The 16,332-nt window shown below is 56.0% G+C and carries 16 protein-coding genes and 1 tRNA gene; 11 read left to right on the forward strand and 6 right to left on the reverse strand.

All coding sequences use genetic code 11. The features are described from left to right. Nucleotides 1–107: 107 nt before the first annotated feature. Complete coding sequence (locus HZS52_RS11420) at nt 108–2,240, reverse strand: TonB-dependent receptor domain-containing protein (RefSeq protein ID WP_190374774.1); 2,133 nt, start codon at nt 2,238–2,240, stop codon at nt 108–110. Between the two features lie 302 nt (nt 2,241–2,542). Here HZS52_RS11420 and HZS52_RS11425 point away from each other — a divergent pair, with 302 nt between their 5' ends. The 5 genes from HZS52_RS11425 to HZS52_RS11445 all read left to right on the forward strand — a co-directional run bounded on the left by HZS52_RS11425 (nt 2,543) and on the right by HZS52_RS11445 (nt 8,355). Continuing rightward, the gene (locus tag HZS52_RS11425) at nt 2,543–3,442 is read left to right on the forward strand and encodes an ABC transporter substrate-binding protein (RefSeq protein WP_370657680.1); all 900 of its coding nucleotides are present in this window, start codon (nt 2,543–2,545) and stop codon (nt 3,440–3,442) included. Nucleotides 3,443–3,495: 53 nt separating this feature from the next. Beyond that, the gene (locus HZS52_RS11430) at nt 3,496–4,464 is read left to right on the forward strand and encodes a FecCD family ABC transporter permease (RefSeq protein WP_159177955.1); all 969 of its coding nucleotides are present in this window, start codon (nt 3,496–3,498) and stop codon (nt 4,462–4,464) included. 38 nt (nt 4,465–4,502) lie between these two features. After that, nucleotides 4,503–5,600 (forward strand): FecCD family ABC transporter permease, encoded by a 1,098-nt coding sequence (locus HZS52_RS11435; RefSeq protein WP_423250072.1) that lies wholly within the window; start codon nt 4,503–4,505, stop codon nt 5,598–5,600. Beyond that, a complete protein-coding gene (locus HZS52_RS11440; protein ID WP_190374776.1) occupies nt 5,597–6,415 on the forward strand; it encodes an ABC transporter ATP-binding protein in 819 nt (272 codons plus the stop codon). The genes HZS52_RS11435 and HZS52_RS11440 overlap by 4 nt, the downstream gene beginning before the upstream one ends. 131 nt (nt 6,416–6,546) lie before the next feature. Next, nucleotides 6,547–8,355 carry an ABC transporter ATP-binding protein gene (locus HZS52_RS11445; RefSeq protein ID WP_190374777.1) on the forward strand — a complete coding sequence of 603 codons (1,809 nt, stop codon included), beginning with the start codon at nt 6,547–6,549 and terminating at the stop codon, nt 8,353–8,355. A 17-nt stretch (nt 8,356–8,372) separates the two neighbouring features. On the opposite strand, the gene HZS52_RS11450 is transcribed toward HZS52_RS11445, so the two are convergent. After that, the gene (locus HZS52_RS11450; protein ID WP_035584989.1) at nt 8,373–8,963 is read right to left on the reverse strand and encodes a hypothetical protein; all 591 of its coding nucleotides are present in this window, start codon (nt 8,961–8,963) and stop codon (nt 8,373–8,375) included. Nucleotides 8,964–9,075: 112 nt separating this feature from the next. On the opposite strand from HZS52_RS11450, the gene HZS52_RS11455 reads away from it, so the two are divergent. Next, nucleotides 9,076–9,152: transfer RNA gene (locus HZS52_RS11455), tRNA-Ile, on the forward strand. Nucleotides 9,153–9,437: 285 nt separating this feature from the next. Here HZS52_RS11455 and nadS read toward each other — a convergent pair. The 4 genes from nadS to HZS52_RS11475 all read right to left on the reverse strand — a co-directional run bounded on the left by nadS (nt 9,438) and on the right by HZS52_RS11475 (nt 11,237). After that, the gene (gene nadS / locus HZS52_RS11460; RefSeq protein ID WP_190374778.1) at nt 9,438–9,722 is read right to left on the reverse strand and encodes a NadS family protein; all 285 of its coding nucleotides are present in this window, start codon (nt 9,720–9,722) and stop codon (nt 9,438–9,440) included. Then, on the reverse strand, nt 9,719–10,057 hold the full coding sequence (locus tag HZS52_RS11465; RefSeq protein ID WP_190374779.1) for a type II toxin-antitoxin system RelE/ParE family toxin: 339 nt from the start codon (nt 10,055–10,057) through the stop codon (nt 9,719–9,721). Before HZS52_RS11465 ends, nadS begins: the two co-directional genes overlap by 4 nt. A 149-nt stretch (nt 10,058–10,206) precedes the next feature. Further along, complete coding sequence (locus tag HZS52_RS11470; RefSeq protein ID WP_190374780.1) at nt 10,207–10,518, reverse strand: AzlD family protein; 312 nt, start codon at nt 10,516–10,518, stop codon at nt 10,207–10,209. Next, nucleotides 10,515–11,237, reverse strand: a complete 723-nt coding sequence (locus HZS52_RS11475; RefSeq protein ID WP_190374781.1) for an AzlC family ABC transporter permease — start codon at nt 11,235–11,237, stop codon at nt 10,515–10,517. The genes HZS52_RS11470 and HZS52_RS11475 overlap by 4 nt, the downstream gene beginning before the upstream one ends. 174 nt (nt 11,238–11,411) lie before the next feature. Here HZS52_RS11475 and HZS52_RS11480 point away from each other — a divergent pair, with 174 nt between their 5' ends. Genes HZS52_RS11480 through HZS52_RS11500 form a run of 5 tightly spaced genes read left to right on the forward strand, consistent with a single transcriptional unit; the run spans nt 11,412 to nt 16,311 of the window. Then, nucleotides 11,412–12,548 (forward strand): C4-dicarboxylate TRAP transporter substrate-binding protein, encoded by a 1,137-nt coding sequence (locus tag HZS52_RS11480; protein ID WP_190374782.1) that lies wholly within the window; start codon nt 11,412–11,414, stop codon nt 12,546–12,548. A gap of 56 nt (nt 12,549–12,604) precedes the next feature. Then, nucleotides 12,605–13,234, forward strand: coding sequence for a TetR/AcrR family transcriptional regulator (locus HZS52_RS11485; protein ID WP_190374783.1), 630 nt, complete (start codon nt 12,605–12,607; stop codon nt 13,232–13,234). Further along, a complete protein-coding gene (locus HZS52_RS11490) occupies nt 13,231–13,731 on the forward strand; it encodes a TRAP transporter small permease (RefSeq protein ID WP_027958583.1) in 501 nt (166 codons plus the stop codon). Before HZS52_RS11485 ends, HZS52_RS11490 begins: the two co-directional genes overlap by 4 nt. A 10-nt stretch (nt 13,732–13,741) precedes the next feature. Further along, nucleotides 13,742–15,049: a TRAP transporter large permease gene (locus tag HZS52_RS11495; RefSeq protein ID WP_190374784.1), complete on the forward strand. Its 1,308-nt coding sequence runs from the start codon at nt 13,742–13,744 to the stop codon at nt 15,047–15,049. Nucleotides 15,050–15,084: 35 nt separating this feature from the next. Then, a complete protein-coding gene (locus HZS52_RS11500) occupies nt 15,085–16,311 on the forward strand; it encodes a metal-dependent hydrolase family protein (protein ID WP_190374785.1) in 1,227 nt (408 codons plus the stop codon). Nucleotides 16,312–16,332 lie beyond the last annotated feature (21 nt).

The raw sequence follows: 16,332 nt of genomic DNA on the forward strand, positions 1-16,332 counted from the left end.
TAGCCGCTTTTTTGGTTGTTAGAAAAGGAGAGGTTAGTAAACAAAAAAAGCCCCAGCGCATGGCCGGGGCAGAAGTCAGCATTGAAACAGTAGCGAGCTGAAACCGATTAGAACTCGTAGCGGGCGGACAGCCACAGGCGGCGGCCTTCTTCGCTGTTGGCGTATACATTGCCAAAGCTGGTGCCATCGCCGTAGGCGCGGTAGTCGACAAAGTCTTTGTCAAACAGGTTATAGATCGTCGCGCTCAGATTAAGCTGATCGGTGACCGCGTAATTTCCGCCTAAGTGAAATAGTGAATAGGCTTTAAAGTCGCCCAGGTCATCAAACGAGGGTGCGCCGCGAACGCTTTCGCGGTTACGGTAGCGTTCGCTGCGGTACTCAGCGGAGAGCCAGGTGTCCAGCTTTGCCGTTGCCTGCCAGTGCAGGGTGGCGTTGATGGCGTGTTCGGGGGTATCCGTCAGTGGCTCACCCTCGTTATCGCCACTCTTCTGCTCGCTATCGGTATAGGTGTAGTTAGCGTTAACGTGCCAATCGGGAGCGAACTGGTAGCTGGTAGAGAGCTCAACCCCTTGGGTGATCGCTTCATCGATATTGATATCCTGGCTATACAGGCCGTCAGGAATCAGCGGGTCGTTTTCCACCAGGATATCGCTGCCGCTGGCAATCTTATCGTCAAACTGGTTGTGGAACAGCGTGGCGCTGGCGGTAAAGCCTTGCTGGTTGTCGTAATGGGCGCCTATCTCGCTGCTGGTGCTGGTTTCAGGCTCAAGATCCGGGTTGCCAATGGTCAGCACGGTGCCTTGGCCGGTAACGCCGTTGATGCCATCGTGCAAATCATTAAGCGTGGGCGTTTTATAGCCGCGGCTCACGCCACCTTTTAATGTCCAGTTGGGCGTCGTGTTCCACACCAAGTAGCCGCGCGGGCTGAACTGGCTGCCAAAGGCGTCGTGGTGATCGTAACGGCCGCCTAGGGTCAGGGCCAAATCGTCCCGCAGCATCCATTCATCTTCAGCAAACAGCGACCAGGTGGTTTGGGCAAAGGTCTCACCGGCCAAGCCGTCGTCCAGCTCGGCATCCCACCACTGCAGGCCCAACGTGGTCATGTGGTTGCCCAGCGGCATGATGAATTTGCTGTCGAGCACGGTATTGGTGGTTTCCAGCTCCCGCGGCGCACCGCCGACAATGCTAGGAAAGCCTTCGTAAGCGACGCCCACATCACCAGGAATCGTGCGTCCTTTGGTTTCGGTGGTATTGCGCATCAGGCTGGATTCCAACGTACCCGAGGCAAAACGTCCAGTGTGGCCAATGGCGATTTGCTCGCGCTCAAAACGGAGTTCATCCGAATAGCCGGTGGCGCTGCCAGGGTCGGGCGCGCAGCTGCGGGTGCGTCCATCCAGGGTGCCTAGCTGGCACTCGTCGTTGTTATAGCGTTGACGATTGACTTCACCATCTAGCCACAGGTCATGGCTATCAGAGGGTGTCCAGGCTAGCTTGCCGCCGATGTTGTAGGTATCGCCTTCCACCGGGCTGGGGCCGCGCTGGCTGACCTCAATAGGATTGCCGTCACCGTCGGTGTAGGTGAGTTCAGAAGCATCGCGCTCATAAACCCGGCCACGCAGTTGAAGGCCAAGGGTATCTTCCACCAAAGGGCCGCTGGTATACAGGTTGATCTCGCGACGATCGCCAAAATCGCGATCTTCGTTAAAGGTGTTTTCGACCCCGATAGAGCCAGTCCACTCGCGGCCAACCCGGCGGGTAATAATGTTGATTACCCCACCCATGGCGTCAGAGCCATATAGTGTCGACATCGGCCCACGGATAACTTCAATTCGTTCAATGCTGGAAATGGGGGGAAAGAAGCTGGTGGAGGTTTCGCCAAACCCATTGGGCGTCACGCTGCCGGCGGTATTCTGGCGGCGGCCGTCAATCAGGATCAGCGTGTAGTCGCTGGGCATGCCACGAATACTAATGTTGCTACCACCGGTTTTGCCCACTGAGCCGCCGATATCCACCCCCTCAACGTTGCGCAGGGCATCAGCAATACTGGTAACCCGTTGACGCGAAAGCTCCTCGCGAGAGATCACCGAAATGCTGGCGGGGGCATCGACCATCGCCTGTTCAAACCCGCTGGCCGAGACAACGATATTGTCCAGCTGTTGCTCTTCTTGAGCGGTGGCTGTGCCTGCAGAAACAGCAAACGTGACGGCACTAGCCAGAACAGAGCGAGTAAAGCGTGGCATGTCATTCCCTCTTGGTTACGATAATTATTAGCCAATGATATTAATTATCAAATAAAGGCGGGAGTCTAAAAAGAAAAGTTCCCAAACGCGAGGGAATGATTGAGGAACGTTGCGTTGCGCATACTGAAACAGTGAGAGGGTGGAGGAGTTGCAGGAAATGGAACACGCCATTCGCTGGAATAGTAGTGCAAGCGCTTTTGAGAATCGTTATTATCCTTGCCAAGGTACCGTATTGAGAGAAACTTATGCTGGTTAAAACGACATCAATGGCCGCCATCCTCGCTAAGAGCGGGCGTTTAGGTATGGTCGGCGTATTGCTAAGTATTTTTGTGGCAGGCACTGCGCAAGCGCGCACGCTGGAAACCGCCTTTGGCGACGTAGACGTTGAGGGAACCCCAGAGCGCGTCGTAACACTCTACGAAGGCGCTTTGGACGCTGCCGTAGCGGCAGGCGTGAACCCGCTAGGCGCTGTGACGACGCGTGGTGGCGACAACGTGGCAAGCTATATTGAAGCGCACCTTGGCGAGAACACGCCTGCCATTATGGGCGTGGTGCGCGAGATCAATATCGAAGCCGTGCTAGCGCAGCAGCCGGATCTGATTTTGGCGCCCGCCCAGCTTTCTGATGAGCAGTATCAACTGCTGTCACGTATTGCGCCTACGGTGGTGCCACCCACTCAGCCACTTGCGCCGGATAACTGGAAAGACGAAGCCCGCCTTTACGGCGAAGCGCTTAATCGCCAAGCCGCCATCGCAGAAGCGATTGAGGCCGTTGAGCAACGCGCCGCCGAGGTCGCCGAGGCAGTGGAAGAGGCCGGTGTCGGTGGTAGCGCCTTCTTGGTGCGCTGGATGCCCGGTGGCCCTATGGTGATGTCGGAAAACCTTTTCGCTGCAGGTTTGTTAGCCCAAGCGGGGCTGGATGTTCAGGACGCTGGCCTAGTGGGCGAGCGCGGCGTGCATAGCGATGTGCTGAGCCTGGAAAACCTTTCCCAAGTGGACGGCGACTGGCTGTTCCTGGCAACGCTCAACGAAGATGGCCAAGCGGCGGTGGACGCAGCCAAGCAGAGCAGTGCCTTTACGCGCCTAAACGTGGTGCAGCAAGACCACGTAGTGCCGGTAGATGGCCAGCTATGGACAAGTGCCAATGGCCCGCTGGCTGCCCAGGCGATTCTTGACGATATAGAGGCAGCGCTGTTGCCGTGACGGTTCCACGTTTTGCAACGCCTAACGTTAGGCGTGCTACTCCCCGAACGCTAATGCTGCTGCTACTCACCGCCCTTGTGGCGGTGAGTCTCGTTAGTTTATTAATCGGCGCAGGTAGCGTTGGCCCCGGCAGGGCCCTGGCGCTACTCAGCGGCGCCCAGGACGATGAAGCACGCTTCATCGTCTGGGAACTGCGCGCACCGCGCACCTTAATTGGTATTGTCGTGGGCATGGCACTAGGCGTTGCTGGAGCCTTGTTGCAAGCGGTGGCACGCAACCCGCTGGCTGAACCGGGGCTTTTAGGGGTTAGCGCGGGGGCGGCGTTTGCCGTGGCGCTGGCCTTGGTTCTGGGTGCCAGCGCCGCCACGTTACGCATTTCAGTTGCGCAGTTAGGTGCGCTGGTGGGCTGCGTGTGCGTATTGAGCGTGGCGCGCTTTCGCGGTGTGGGTAACGACCCCATCCGGCTCGTGCTTGCCGGAGCCGCATTTTCTGGTCTGCTGGCGTCTTTAACCTCATTGATACTGCTTTATGACCAGCGTGCTGCTGATGAAATTCGTTTCTGGGTGATTGGCAGCTTGGCAGGCCGCCGCTTGGACGACCTGCTTGCCGTGCTGCCCAGTATGCTGGTCGCGTCAGTGATGGTTGCACTGATTGCTCGGCCGTTAGCCGCCCTGGCGCTAGGCGAACGAGTGGCCTCTGGTTTGGGCCACCACCCCAACCTCATTCGTTGGTTGGTCATCGCCTGCGTGGCGCTGTTGGTGGGGGCTGCCACCGCTATCGCCGGGCCCATTGCCTTTGTTGGGTTGGTGGTGCCGTTTGTCGCACGGGCCTTTGCCGGGCCTGATATTCGTCGCACGCTATGGTTTTGTCTGCCCATCGGGCCGCTGATCGTCCTCGCGGCCGATATCATTTCTCGGGTGGTGGTCGCTCCATCGGAACTACCGTTGGGCGTACTCACGGCGCTGTGCGGCGCCCCCGTACTGATAGCGGTTGTACGTGCGCGCCGCCTACCAATGCTATGAATTCGCTAATGAAAACCACGCAGATAAAAAGCTCGGCTATGCCTTTCTCTTCGGAAGACCAGTTCCGCGCGGGCGGCAATGACAGCGTAATTCCACCGCAAGGTTACTGGCGATTCGCCTGGCGAAGCGGGAACAGTGCGAACAGCCTGTTGTTTGAACAGCGTGCGGTGGCCGTTAACCTGGGCCTGTTTGGCGCGTTACTGCTTGCCAGCGCTATTTACCTAAGCCTGGGCAGCGTTAAGGTCGCCCCTGGGGCGGTGCTGCAGGCGCTGTTTGGCAATGCAGACATGATGGCGAGCTTTGTAGTGCAGGAGCTACGTTTGCCGCGTTTAGCCGCAGCCGCTAGTACCGGGGCGGCCTTCGCGTTAGCGGGCATACTGATGCAAACCCTGGCCCGCAATCGCTTGGCGACGCCGGGTATTATCGGTATTGATAATGGCGCGACGGCATTTGCAGTGGCCTCCATCGTGGGTATTGGCGTTTCTATCGCGCCGCCTGCCATGGCGCTAGCCGGGGCGACCACCGCCGCGGTACTCACCTTTGGTTTAGCTGCGGGCAACGGCACCCAGGGGTATCGCTTTATCGTGGCGGGGATTGGCGTGGGCGCGGTGTTTGGCGCGATAACGCAATTGATGCTGGCACGAGTCGCCATTGATACCGCCAATGCTGCTTATCCATGGACAGTGGGTTCGCTCAATGCCCGCCCCAGCGGCGCACTGCAATTACTCATGCTCGGGTTGGTGTTAGGGCTGGCCACTGCCATGGCGTTAGCCCGTTCGCTAACGCTACTGCGTTTCAAGGATGCTACCGCTAGCGGGCTAGGCGTAAACGTCAAGCGACGCCGGGTGGAAGTGCTGCTGCTATCTGTCGCCTTGACGGGGTTGGCGGTCGCTGTTGCCGGGCCGGTGGGCATGGTGGGGTTGATTGGCCCGGAGATTGCCCGGTCGCTTGCGAGTTCGCGCAGCGTGCCTATTTTGGCGGCAACCCTGGCGGGGGCGTTGGTGATGGTACTCGCCGACCTGGCCGGGCGTACGCTGCTGGCACCTATCGAGATTCCGGTGGGTATCGTTACCGCCGTGGTCGGCGGGCCCTGGTTACTTGGGATATTAATGCGTCCGCAACGGAGTTTCACATGAGACAATCTCCAACACCCACCATGCCTTCTCTTGCCACTCAGTCGCTCGGCATGAGTTATGGCACCCGGCAGGTGATTGATGGCTTGGATATCACCCTGCCCAGCGGCCAAGTTACCGCCATTGTGGGCCCTAACGGCTGCGGAAAATCGACGTTGTTGGCCGGGCTTGCTCGGTTACACAAACCTGATAGCGGTGCCGTATTGCTCAATGGCGCCGATATTCAGCGCCTGCCCACGCGCCAGTTGGCCACTCAGCTGGCGCTACTGCCCCAGGAGGCCGTCGCACCGGAGGGGCTAACCGTGACCGAACTGATTCGTTTTGGTCGCCAGCCCCACCAAGGCTGGCTGCGCCAGTGGTCAGCAGAAGACCAGCGCGTGGTGCAGCATGCGCTAGCGGCGGCAGGGCTGGAACAACTCGCTGACAGGCCAATTGATGCGCTTTCCGGCGGCCAACGCCAACGCGCCTGGATTGCCATGACCATCGCCCAACAAACTCCGCTGCTGCTGCTGGATGAACCCACCTCCGCGCTGGATCTTGGCCACCAGATTGAAGTGTTCGAGCTGGTGAAGCATCTTGCCCACCAAGGCCGTACGGTGGTGATGGTGCTGCACGATCTCGCCAGCGCCTGCCGCTACGCTGACCATCTCATCGCCATGCGTGAAGGTCAGACTATCGCGGCAGGGGCTCCGGCTACGGTGGTTACGCCTGACCTAGTGCGAACGCTCTATCAAGTGGAGTGCACGTTACTCACCGACCCTGATACCGGCAGCCCGTTGCTGGCCAATGTTCGCCGCTCCACGGCGCCTGCTTACTAGGCAGTCTCCAGCCTTTCGCCGCTTGCTAAAGTTGCATTAAGTTGATGCCCTGCTAGAGATAGCGGGGCGATTTCATTACTCTATCGTCTCTAAACCTATTTCAGCTATAACAACCTCAGTAAGGAACACTCGTGTCTTCTCCTGCACACAGTTTTCAAGCGTTGCTGCGGCTACTGCGCTACGCCAAAGGCTACCGGCGGCGCATCATTGCCGCCACCGCCTGCTCGATTATCAATAAGCTGTTTGATATTGCTCCAGAGATTCTGATTGGTGTCGCCATCGATGTAGTGGTCAACCAAGAGCAAAGCTTTGTGGCCAGCCTCGGGTTTGAAACGCCCCAGCAGCAGATCACCATGCTGGCGGTGCTGACGTTTGTTATCTGGGCGGGGGAATCGCTGTTTGAGTACTTGTTCCAGATTCTCTGGCGTAACTTAGCCCAACGCTTACAAGCGGATATGCGCCAAGATACCTACGAGCACGCTCAGCGGCTGGATATGGCGTTTTTCGAGTCGAAAAGCTCTGGCCAGTTGGTGGCCACCATGAACGATGACGTCAACCAGCTTGAGCGTTTTCTGGATGGTGGCGCCAACGCGATGGTTCAGGTAGTGGTGACGGTAGTGGTGATTGGCGCGGTATTCTTTGTGCTTTCGCCGCTGATTGCGCTGCTGGCGTTTACACCGATTCCGTTGATCATTTGGGGCGCGTTCTTCTTCCAGCGTAAAGCTGGGCCGCTCTACAGCGACGTGCGTGAAAAGGTGGGCGATTTAGCCAGCCGTTTATCCAACAACCTAAGCGGTATCGCGACGATTAAAAGCTTTACCAGTGAAGACCGCGAAGCTGAACGCCTGCGCCAGGCTAGCGAAGCCTACGTAGACGCCAACAGAAGGGCGATCAAGGTTAGCTCCGCGTTTATTCCCGTGATCCGCATGGCGATTTTGGCGGGCTTTCTGGCCACCTTTACTGTGGGCGGCATGATGGCGCTCAACGGCTCGCTGAATGTGGGTGCGTACGGTGTGTTGGTATTCCTGACGCAGCGGCTGCTCTGGCCGCTCACTGGCCTGGCCCAGGTGATCGACCTGTTCGAACGCGCCATGGCCAGCACGCGGCGGATTCTTGATCTGCTTGAAGTGCCGATTACCGTTAAAGACGATAGCACCACTCCGCTCGCTCAGCCGGTGCGCGGCGAAGTGACCATCGACAATGTGAGCTTTCACTATGCCACCAGTGGCGTTGGCGTGGAAAACATTCATTTACACGCACCGGCAGGCAACACTCTAGCATTAGTAGGCGCGACCGGCTCGGGAAAATCGACCCTCATCAAGCTGCTGCTGCGCTTTTACGATCCTGAAAACGGACGAGTACTCATCGATGGCCAGCCGATTACCGACGTCAGCATGAATTCGCTACGCCAGTCGATTGGCCTGGTCAGCCAGGATGTTTACCTGTTTGAAGGCAGCATTCGCGACAACATCGCCTACGGTAAGCCCGATGCCGACGAAGCCGCGATTATCGACGCGGCAAAAACCGCCGAGGCGTGGAGCTTTATCGAAACGCTGCCCCAAGGGTTGGATACGCCGGTAGGGGAGCGGGGCGTGCGGCTTTCCGGCGGCCAACGCCAGCGGCTTTCTTTAGCGCGGGCGCTACTTAAAGACCCGCCTATTTTGGTACTGGATGAAGCCACTAGCGCAGTGGACAATGAAACCGAAGCGGCTATTCAGCGTTCGCTCAAGCGTATTGCCCATGGCCGCACGGTGATTATGATTGCTCACCGACTTTCTACCATTGTGCATGCCGATGAGATCGTGGTGATTGAGAAGGGCCAAGTGGCCGAGCGAGGCACCCATTCCAGCCTGTTGGCAGCTAACGGCCACTATGCCGCCCAGTGGCGGGTACAAACCGGAGAGGCCCAGGTGGGGGATATGGAAGTACTCAGTCGTTAATCTTTAACAGTTAATGACTACCGATTAACTAACAGCGCATTGAGGGTGACGGGCACATGCTCGTCAATCTCCTTATAGCCCAGCAACGATAGTACGGTGCGCACCGTGGTGTTGGCCATCAGCGCTCTGCCGTCCATCGCCATCGGCTCGGCGTGTGTCACACGTATCTCGTTCAAGCCTTCACGGGTGAACCGCAGTGGCACGGATTCCTGTTGGTTTACCATGTCTGATTGAACGCTAAAGGTCAGCGTCTCAACCAGGGATTCGCCAATATCCAAACCGTCCAACCGCTCTGGCGGCATTTGCGCCTCTAGCGTCACCAAGGTGGTGTTCGCCAGCAAGCCTATCCACGGCGGCAGCTCACCAAAGCGTTCCAGCACATCCGTTTGGCTGAGCTTTAACGGCAAGCGCAGGGTGCCATCGCTGGAGATATCACCCTGCAGATCGCGCACCTGATGGTGATGAGTTTGCGGTGCTTCGCCGTTTAACTGCGTAATCGACGCCTGCACCCGCGACTGGCCAGGATCAAGCTGCCAGTCAGCGTGCACGGGCAGCGCCAACAATAAGGGAAATAGAGCAATCAATGCTTTCACAGCGCGTCTCCGCATAAAGAACTACTCACCAGACTGCCCAATCCACATAAAGTGCCGTAATGACATCAAGATAGCGCAAAGGGGCTAGCCTCACCCGGCCACATTCGCTATGATATGCACGCTTTTCGGGCCTATAGCTCAGTTGGTTAGAGCAGGGGACTCATAATCCCTTGGTCGTAGGTTCAAGTCCTACTGGGCCCACCATTCTTGCTTGTTCAAGTAAGGGATTATGAGTCCCTTGGTTCTCTGTGGTAATAAGCTGCTCGATTTCCCCTTCCTCCGCGTTTACGTCTCGCATGCTTGCGCTTGATGGCTTATCGCCAGTTGATGGGCGTGTATGATATTGGTCTTTAATTGTTTATTTATAGCGTTGGTAAGCAAGCCGCTTTGAAGCCGCAAGTGTGGCGGTCAATACCAGCTCAAGCTATGTCTTCCGTACGTACCAGTACGACGTTGAATTACCCTCTTCCCATGCTAATGAATTAAGTGTTAGTGCGAAGCAAGCTCATTGAAAAAAGCGGGGTTGTCCTGAATCGTAGCCAGTACCTTCGCGGCGAGCCCCGTCGGGTTACGGCGCTTGGTTTCCCAGCTTTTGATGGTGTCCACGCTGGTTCCCATAGCCTCGGCAAATTCAGCCTGAGAGACGTGTAGCTGGGCGCGAATAGCTTTTACATCAGCCACCTCATGGCGTGTGATGCGGCTAGCCTGAGCTTTGCCTTGTTTGATCTCAACGGCTTCCTGCAGCGATGTTTGCAGTTCGTCAAAAATGCTCATTCGGAAACCTCTGCCTTCAGTTGGTGGGTCAGTGTTTTCAGAGCGGCCTTTTCAGCGGGCGTTAAGCTGTCCTTCACGCTCTTGGGGTAGGCCAGTATCAGGTAGATTTTTTCTGCCGTTGCCAAAAAGTAAATAACCCGAGCGCCGCCGCTTTTACCTTGGTTGCCCAACGCCATACGGATCTTTCTTAAGCCACCCGTCCCTTGAATAAGGTCACCTTTGTCAGGTTGAGCTATCAGGGTACGCTGCAGCTCCTTCAATTCATCGTCTGTTGCAATGGCCTGGATCTGGCGTGTGAACGTTGGGGTTTCGATAAATTCAATCGCATTACTCACGTTGGAGCACTTCCTTTAGCTAGCCAGCGCGTCTTTAAGTGTACATAGTACATTGTGAGTCATCAACTATTCGACCAAGCTTTACAACCTGATTCTAGTTATGACATGCGCGCGTCCGAGGTATTAAATTCCGCCGTTTTTTTACGATATTACCCAACCCACCAGCGCCAACCCGCAGCGCAAAGCATACCCATGGCAATCGACACCAGCGGGCTTCTCAATACTATCGCCACCGTACCCGCCGCAATGGCCGCAAGCCGAACGCCACCATCCCCATACACGATGATAGGCGTAATAACGGCAATCAGGACTGAGCTAGACATGGCATCGACGAATCGTCGGACGCGTGGGCTTAGCGGTACATGCGACATGACCAGAAGCCCCAGCACTCTGGAGCCATAAGCAATGACTACCATTAGCATGATGGCTATCAACGACTGCCACACTGATGATGAGCTCATAAGGCGCTTTCCCTGAACCAGCGTCCCGGCAACAATACGGCCACCACGCCACCAGTAATGGCACCCACCATCACATGTAGGTAAGGCGGCAGCCACCAGTACGCCATTAGTGCGCTGGTCGCTGCTGCCAGCCAGGGCAGGGCCATTGCCGCTCTTGGGTTTCCACCTACAACGATCATCAACAGAAAGCACAGCATGATCACATCAAGGCCGAAGCGTTCAGGCTCGGTAATGCCTCCACCAAAGGCTAGCCCTATCGCAGTGCCTCCGACCCAGGCGCCCCACAGCGCGATCCCGCCACCTAGAAGAATGCCCAGGTTTCGCTCGCCGCGCTGATACTCTCCCAGCGCCATTGCCCAGTTGGAGTCGGTTAGCAAAATCACCATAGCGAATTGCTGGCGTTGAGGTAACGCCTTGAGCCAGGGATAAAGCGCCGCACTCATCAGCATATGCCGGGTATGAATCGCGAGTGTGACCGCCGCCAGAGCAAGCAGTGGCAGAGGCGAATGCCACATCTCTAGGGCAGCAAATTGCGATGGAGCCGCGAAGACAAACAGGCTCATTAGCATCGCTTCCCAGCCGGCCAACCCTTGGTGCACGGCGGCTACGCCAAACGCCAATCCAAACGCGATCGTAAAAACCGCTAAAGGCAGCATCATGCGAATCCCTCGCCAAGTGCCCGCAATATCCAGCCGAGTAGGATTTTCTTTTATTTTCATTGCTTAACCTTTCTATGCGAAGCAGGTCGTATCAAAAACAAACAGACCTGCTTGTTTTTTTATTATTTGAAGTCTAGATTGAATTATGTGCACGCGCCACAGCTGGTGACGTGTCAACAAGATGAAACAATACAACAGAAAAAAACAGCCGATTAAATCGGCCCAGGAAACTATATGAACTTCACTCGTAATACGCTGACACTCGCCGTTGGAGCGCTGGTCTTGCCTGTTGTTGCTTCTTCGGCCCATGCCGCAACTTCCTTTATTGCCAATTCGTTCTACGACCAACAACATCCCCACTCCCGTTACGGTTACATCGAGTGGGCAGAAATGGTCAAGGAACTCTCGAACGGCGAACTGCAACCCGAGGTTTATACCGGCACCGTACTGCTGGCACCACGCGCTAACCTGCAGGGTATCCAGGATAACGTGGTTCAGGTTGCTCACCATGCGGCTATCTACACGCCTTCTGAAATGCCGGTCGCGAATGCCGTGCAGGAGTTGGGGTTTAACTATGATGACCCGCTGATTGGCATACTGGCGGTGACAGACTTCAGCCTTAATAATCCCACTCAGCTAGCCGAGTGGGAGGAGCTGGATATTGTCTACCTGGGCGCCTATAACACGCCTTCCTATGTGCTGTTCTGCCGCGAGCCAGTCCGAAACCTGGAAGAGCTACGCGGTAAACGTATTCGTACGGCTGGCTCGACTGTTTCCGCCTGGGTCGAGCAAGCCGGGGGAACGCCCGTCAATGTGCCTTCCAGTGAGATGTATAGCGGCCTCGATCGTGGCTCGTTGGACTGCGCCTCTAATGCGGCTAACGACTTGATTGACCGGTCATTGTGGGAGGTTGCCGAGCACACCACGCTGCTGCCTACCGGCATGTATTGGTCTGGCCCTCAGTGGGGCTTCAATTCGGGCTTCTGGGCTAGCCTCAACGATGAGGAACGTGATGTCTTCAAAGAAGCGACTGCCAAGGCAATGACCCGCATGATTGTCCAGTATCTGGGCGCTTCTGAAGCCGCACTGGAAGAAGCCGCTTCTCACGGCAACAACATCTACGAGCCCGAAGAGGATCTGATGGCTTCCGTGGAGGCTTTCCGCGATGAGGCCTTGGCCAATGTCTACGATAAGGCCCGCGATGAGTATGGCGTTGAAGACCCCGAGGCGCTGATTGATGATTTTATCGCGACCTACGAAAAGTGGGATGCCTTAATCAGCGAAGTTGATCGCCAAGACGAAGAGGCCCTGGCCGAACTGGCCATGCAAGAAATCTACAATAAGCTTCCTGCTGACTACGGAATCTATTAACGCTGCAACACTGAGGCCGCCGCATTGAGGCGGCCTAGGCCAAATAAGGGTTCGCTATGACGAAGCGACAGAATCAAGAAGAACGCTCACGCCAAACCCAGGCTCGGGTGACGCAAGCGACTATCGAATGCATTCTTGAGAAGGGCATTCGTGCCACTTCAACGGTAGATGTTGCACGTCTGGCGGGCGTTTCCCGTGGCGCTTTAGTTCACCATTACCCCTCTAAGACATTATTGATGCAGGCGGCGCTTGAGGACTTGCTTAGTCGCGAAGTGGAAAGCGTAAGGGAGATGGCCGTAAAGGTTAAAGCGGGTGAGCTTAACTTTGACAGCCTGCTTAAAGCGCTGCATGAGCACTTCAAGGGTGACCTTTATATGGTGACTCTCGAATACCTCACTAATGCGCGAACCGACCCCGATATCATGAAAGTGCTGATACCGCTGGCAGCAAAGTTCAATGACTCTTTGGAGCAGATTTGGGAGCAACTGGTCGCCAGCGCCAAGCACACGTCACATCAGAATCGCGTCGCCCTGAATGCCACCTTGTGCATGATGCGGGGTATGGGGGCGCAAAGCATCTGGCGAGATGACCCCGAACTCTACCGCGATATGCTGCTGTTCTGGAAAGAGACCCTGTTAGAACTGGGCTTTTCTGCCCCGGATGCGCAGAGGAGTGAGCCCGCATGATGGCCAAACACTTCGAATCACTGAGCCAGTGGGTTGCCAAAAGTGCCATGGTGCTGGCGGCCCTCTTTCTGGTGCTTATGGCACTGCATGTCTCACTCGATGTTGGGCTGCGCTACTTATTCGGAAAGTCGTTTACCGGCACCTTGGAGTTTGTGTCTTTTTACTACATGGTCGCCGTCGTCTTTCTGCCGCTCGCCTATGTCGAACTTCAGCGCGAACACATCAGCGTGGATGTGCTTGTGGGAAGGCTCCCGCCGGTAGCCCAACTGACACTCTACCTGTTCGCCAGCACCCTTGGGCTCCTCTATTTCGGCATGCTCTGTTACCAGAGCTATCTAGATGCAGTGCGCGCTACGGTTCGAATGGAAACGGCCATGGCCAATTTCACCTTCTATCTATGGCCCAGTCGCTGGGCGTTACCGGTTGGCTTCGCAGCCATGTGCCTGGCCATCATCGCCAACATGATTAAGGCGCTGCAACAACGCCAAGCCCTGTAGGAGTTTCCTAATGAGTAATATCGAGATAGGTGTGGCAGGCATTGCCATCGCCTTGGCCCTGATCGCCCTGCGCGTACCAATCGGCGTGGCACTGGGGTTGGTGTCGATTATCGGCATTGGCGAAATGACCAGCATGCGTGTGGCCTGGGGGATGATTTCGGCCACTCCGTTCGACTTTGCAGGCACCTGGGAACTGACCGCGGCACCTATGTTCCTGTTTATGGGCTATTTGTGTACCAGCACCAATATGACTCAAGGCCTGTTTCATGCCATGCGCCTTTATCTGGCGCGCTTGCCAGGCGGCCTGGCTGTTTCCAGTGTTATGGCCTCTGCCTTCTTTGCTGCAGCCTCCGGCTCTAGCGTCGCAACATCGGCGGCCATGTCGCGGATTGCCGTGCCCGAAATGCTCAAGCATAACTACGACAAGGGGCTGGCCACCGGTACCGTCGCCGCCTCTGGAACACTCGGCTCGCTGATTCCCCCAAGCGTGTTGCTGGTGCTCTATGGTGTTTATGCCCAGGTGTCGGTGGGTCAACTGTTTATGGCGGGATTCATCCCCGGTGTGCTTTCGGCGCTGCTTTACATCGCCATGATTATGGTGCGAACCAAGCTGAATCCCAGCCTGGCGGGCAACACCGATGTCCGCTCTAGCTGGGACGAAAAATGGGATGCCTTTAAGCATATCTGGCCGTTGCCGCTGCTGATCGGCTCAGTTCTTGGCGGGATTTTCCTAGGTATTTTCTCACCTACCGAAGCGGGGGCCGTGGGTACAACCATTGCAGCTCTGATTGCATTGGCACGGCGCACGCTCACCTTTTCAGCCATTCGGGAAGCGCTGATTCGCACTGCGGTGAGCACGGCAAGCATCTTTATTATTCTCATTGGGTCGCTGTTTTTCACCCGCTTTCTAGCCATGAGTGGCGTGCCTGCTGCTTTCTCCGAAATAATCCTCGGCGTCAGTACCGAGACCTGGTGGATCATTCTTGCTGTGGCAGTGATCTACCTTGTGCTGGGTATGTTCATCGACTCCATCGGCTTACTACTACTCACTCTGCCGCTAATCCTGCCCTTAGTAGAAGGTGCAGACCTCAACTTGATCTGGTTCGGCATCATCGTCGTCAAGCTGCTTGAAGTGGGTCTGGTTACCCCGCCTATCGGGCTCAATGTGTATGTCATCAAAGGTGCCTTGGGCAATAGCGTCACACTGTCTGAAGTCTTTAAGGGCGTCGCCTGGTTCATCGTTATGGATATTGTTGCCCTATTGCTAATCGTGCTGATTCCAGCACTTTCGCTCTACCTCCCTCAAAAAATGTTTTAACGCCACTCTCACAAGAACACTCACAAGGAATACTCATGACAACGACACGTTTTATTAATGCCAACGTCATCGACACGCGCAACGGAAAGGTACTCGCCAACCAGCAGGTGCGTATTCAGAATGGCCGTATCGTCGATGTGAGCGATTCGCCGCTAGAGGGCAGTGATGATCAAGTCATCGATATTCAAGGCCACTTCCTGATGCCCGGTCTGGTTGATTCACATGTGCACGTCACAGCAATTACACCCAATTTTGCTCTGCTTGAGACGCTTTCTCCTTTCTATGTCGGTGCCAAATCAAGTGAACTATTGGAAGCCATGTTGATGCGCGGATTCACTACCGTGCGCGACGCTGGCGGTGCAGATTACGGTCTAGCCAAGGCTGTCGATGAAGGTGCTCTGGTTGGCCCGCGCATCATGTACGCAGGGAATGCGCTCTCCCAGACCGGCGGCCACGCCGATATGCGCGGCCCAGGTCAACAAACCTTTGAAGGCTGCTTCTGCTGCGCGGGTCTAGGTCGTGTTTGCGACGGTGTCAGCGAAGTACGCCGGGCCGCCCGGGACGAGATTAGAAAAGGGGCCACTCAGATCAAAATTATGGCGTCTGGCGGCGTTTCTTCACCTACCGACCGTATCGACAGCACTCAGTTTTCGCTTGAGGAAATTGATGCCATTGTGGAAGAGGCTACCGCCGCCAATATTCACACCATGGCACATGCTTATACGGCTCGGGCTATCAACCGGCTTATCCCAAGAGGCGTCAAGACTATAGAGCACGGCAACCTAATGGATGAGGAGAGCTGTCGGCTATTCCTTGAGTACGACGCTTACCTAACGCCGACTCTCTGCACTTACGATGCCTTAGCGAAGGAGGGCGTCGAGGCCGGGATGGCCGAGCACCTACAGCGCAAGGTTTATGATGTGCTGGATGCTGGCGGTAAGGCACTGGAAATGGCTCAACAATACGGTGTCAAGATGCTATACGGCTCTGATCTTCTTGGCCGGATGCAACGCCATCAACTCAACGAATTTCATTTACGCAAAGATGTAGTGCCCACCGACGAGCTGATTCGTGCAGCCACTAGCCACGCCGCCGACGCTTATGGTCACACCGGCGATTTTGGCGAGATTATCCCAGGCGCAAGGGGAGACGTAATCGTGCTTAAAGACAATCCTTTGGACGATATTAATGTTCTTACTCAGCCCGATGAGCAGCTCATGCTAATTATGAAAGGGGGAGTAGCTTACAAAAATGTTCTGTAGTCAGGCTTAATGCTGCTTAAT

This window comes from Vreelandella titanicae, assembly GCF_014697095.1.
GTDB classification, from domain to species: Bacteria; Pseudomonadota; Gammaproteobacteria; order Pseudomonadales; family Halomonadaceae; genus Vreelandella; species Vreelandella titanicae.

Excerpts from the sequence above, each read along its gene's own strand:
- HZS52_RS11420 (WP_190374774.1), bottom strand. The coding sequence starts at position 2,240 with ATGCCACGCTTTACTCGCTCTGTTCTGGCTAGTGCCGTCACGTTTGCT.
- HZS52_RS11425 (WP_370657680.1), top strand. The coding sequence starts at position 2,543 with ATGGTCGGCGTATTGCTAAGTATTTTTGTGGCAGGCACTGCGCAAGCG.
- HZS52_RS11430 (WP_159177955.1), top strand. The coding sequence starts at position 3,496 with ATGCTGCTGCTACTCACCGCCCTTGTGGCGGTGAGTCTCGTTAGTTTA.
- HZS52_RS11435 (WP_423250072.1), top strand. The coding sequence starts at position 4,503 with ATGCCTTTCTCTTCGGAAGACCAGTTCCGCGCGGGCGGCAATGACAGC.
- HZS52_RS11440 (WP_190374776.1), top strand. The coding sequence starts at position 5,597 with ATGAGACAATCTCCAACACCCACCATGCCTTCTCTTGCCACTCAGTCG.
- HZS52_RS11450 (WP_035584989.1), bottom strand. The coding sequence starts at position 8,963 with ATGCGGAGACGCGCTGTGAAAGCATTGATTGCTCTATTTCCCTTATTG.
- nadS (WP_190374778.1), bottom strand. The coding sequence starts at position 9,722 with ATGAGCATTTTTGACGAACTGCAAACATCGCTGCAGGAAGCCGTTGAG.
- HZS52_RS11470 (WP_190374780.1), bottom strand. The coding sequence starts at position 10,518 with ATGAGCTCATCATCAGTGTGGCAGTCGTTGATAGCCATCATGCTAATG.
- HZS52_RS11475 (WP_190374781.1), bottom strand. The coding sequence starts at position 11,237 with ATGAAAATAAAAGAAAATCCTACTCGGCTGGATATTGCGGGCACTTGG.
- HZS52_RS11480 (WP_190374782.1), top strand. The coding sequence starts at position 11,412 with ATGAACTTCACTCGTAATACGCTGACACTCGCCGTTGGAGCGCTGGTC.
- HZS52_RS11485 (WP_190374783.1), top strand. The coding sequence starts at position 12,605 with ATGACGAAGCGACAGAATCAAGAAGAACGCTCACGCCAAACCCAGGCT.
- HZS52_RS11490 (WP_027958583.1), top strand. The coding sequence starts at position 13,231 with ATGATGGCCAAACACTTCGAATCACTGAGCCAGTGGGTTGCCAAAAGT.
- HZS52_RS11495 (WP_190374784.1), top strand. The coding sequence starts at position 13,742 with ATGAGTAATATCGAGATAGGTGTGGCAGGCATTGCCATCGCCTTGGCC.
- HZS52_RS11500 (WP_190374785.1), top strand. The coding sequence starts at position 15,085 with ATGACAACGACACGTTTTATTAATGCCAACGTCATCGACACGCGCAAC.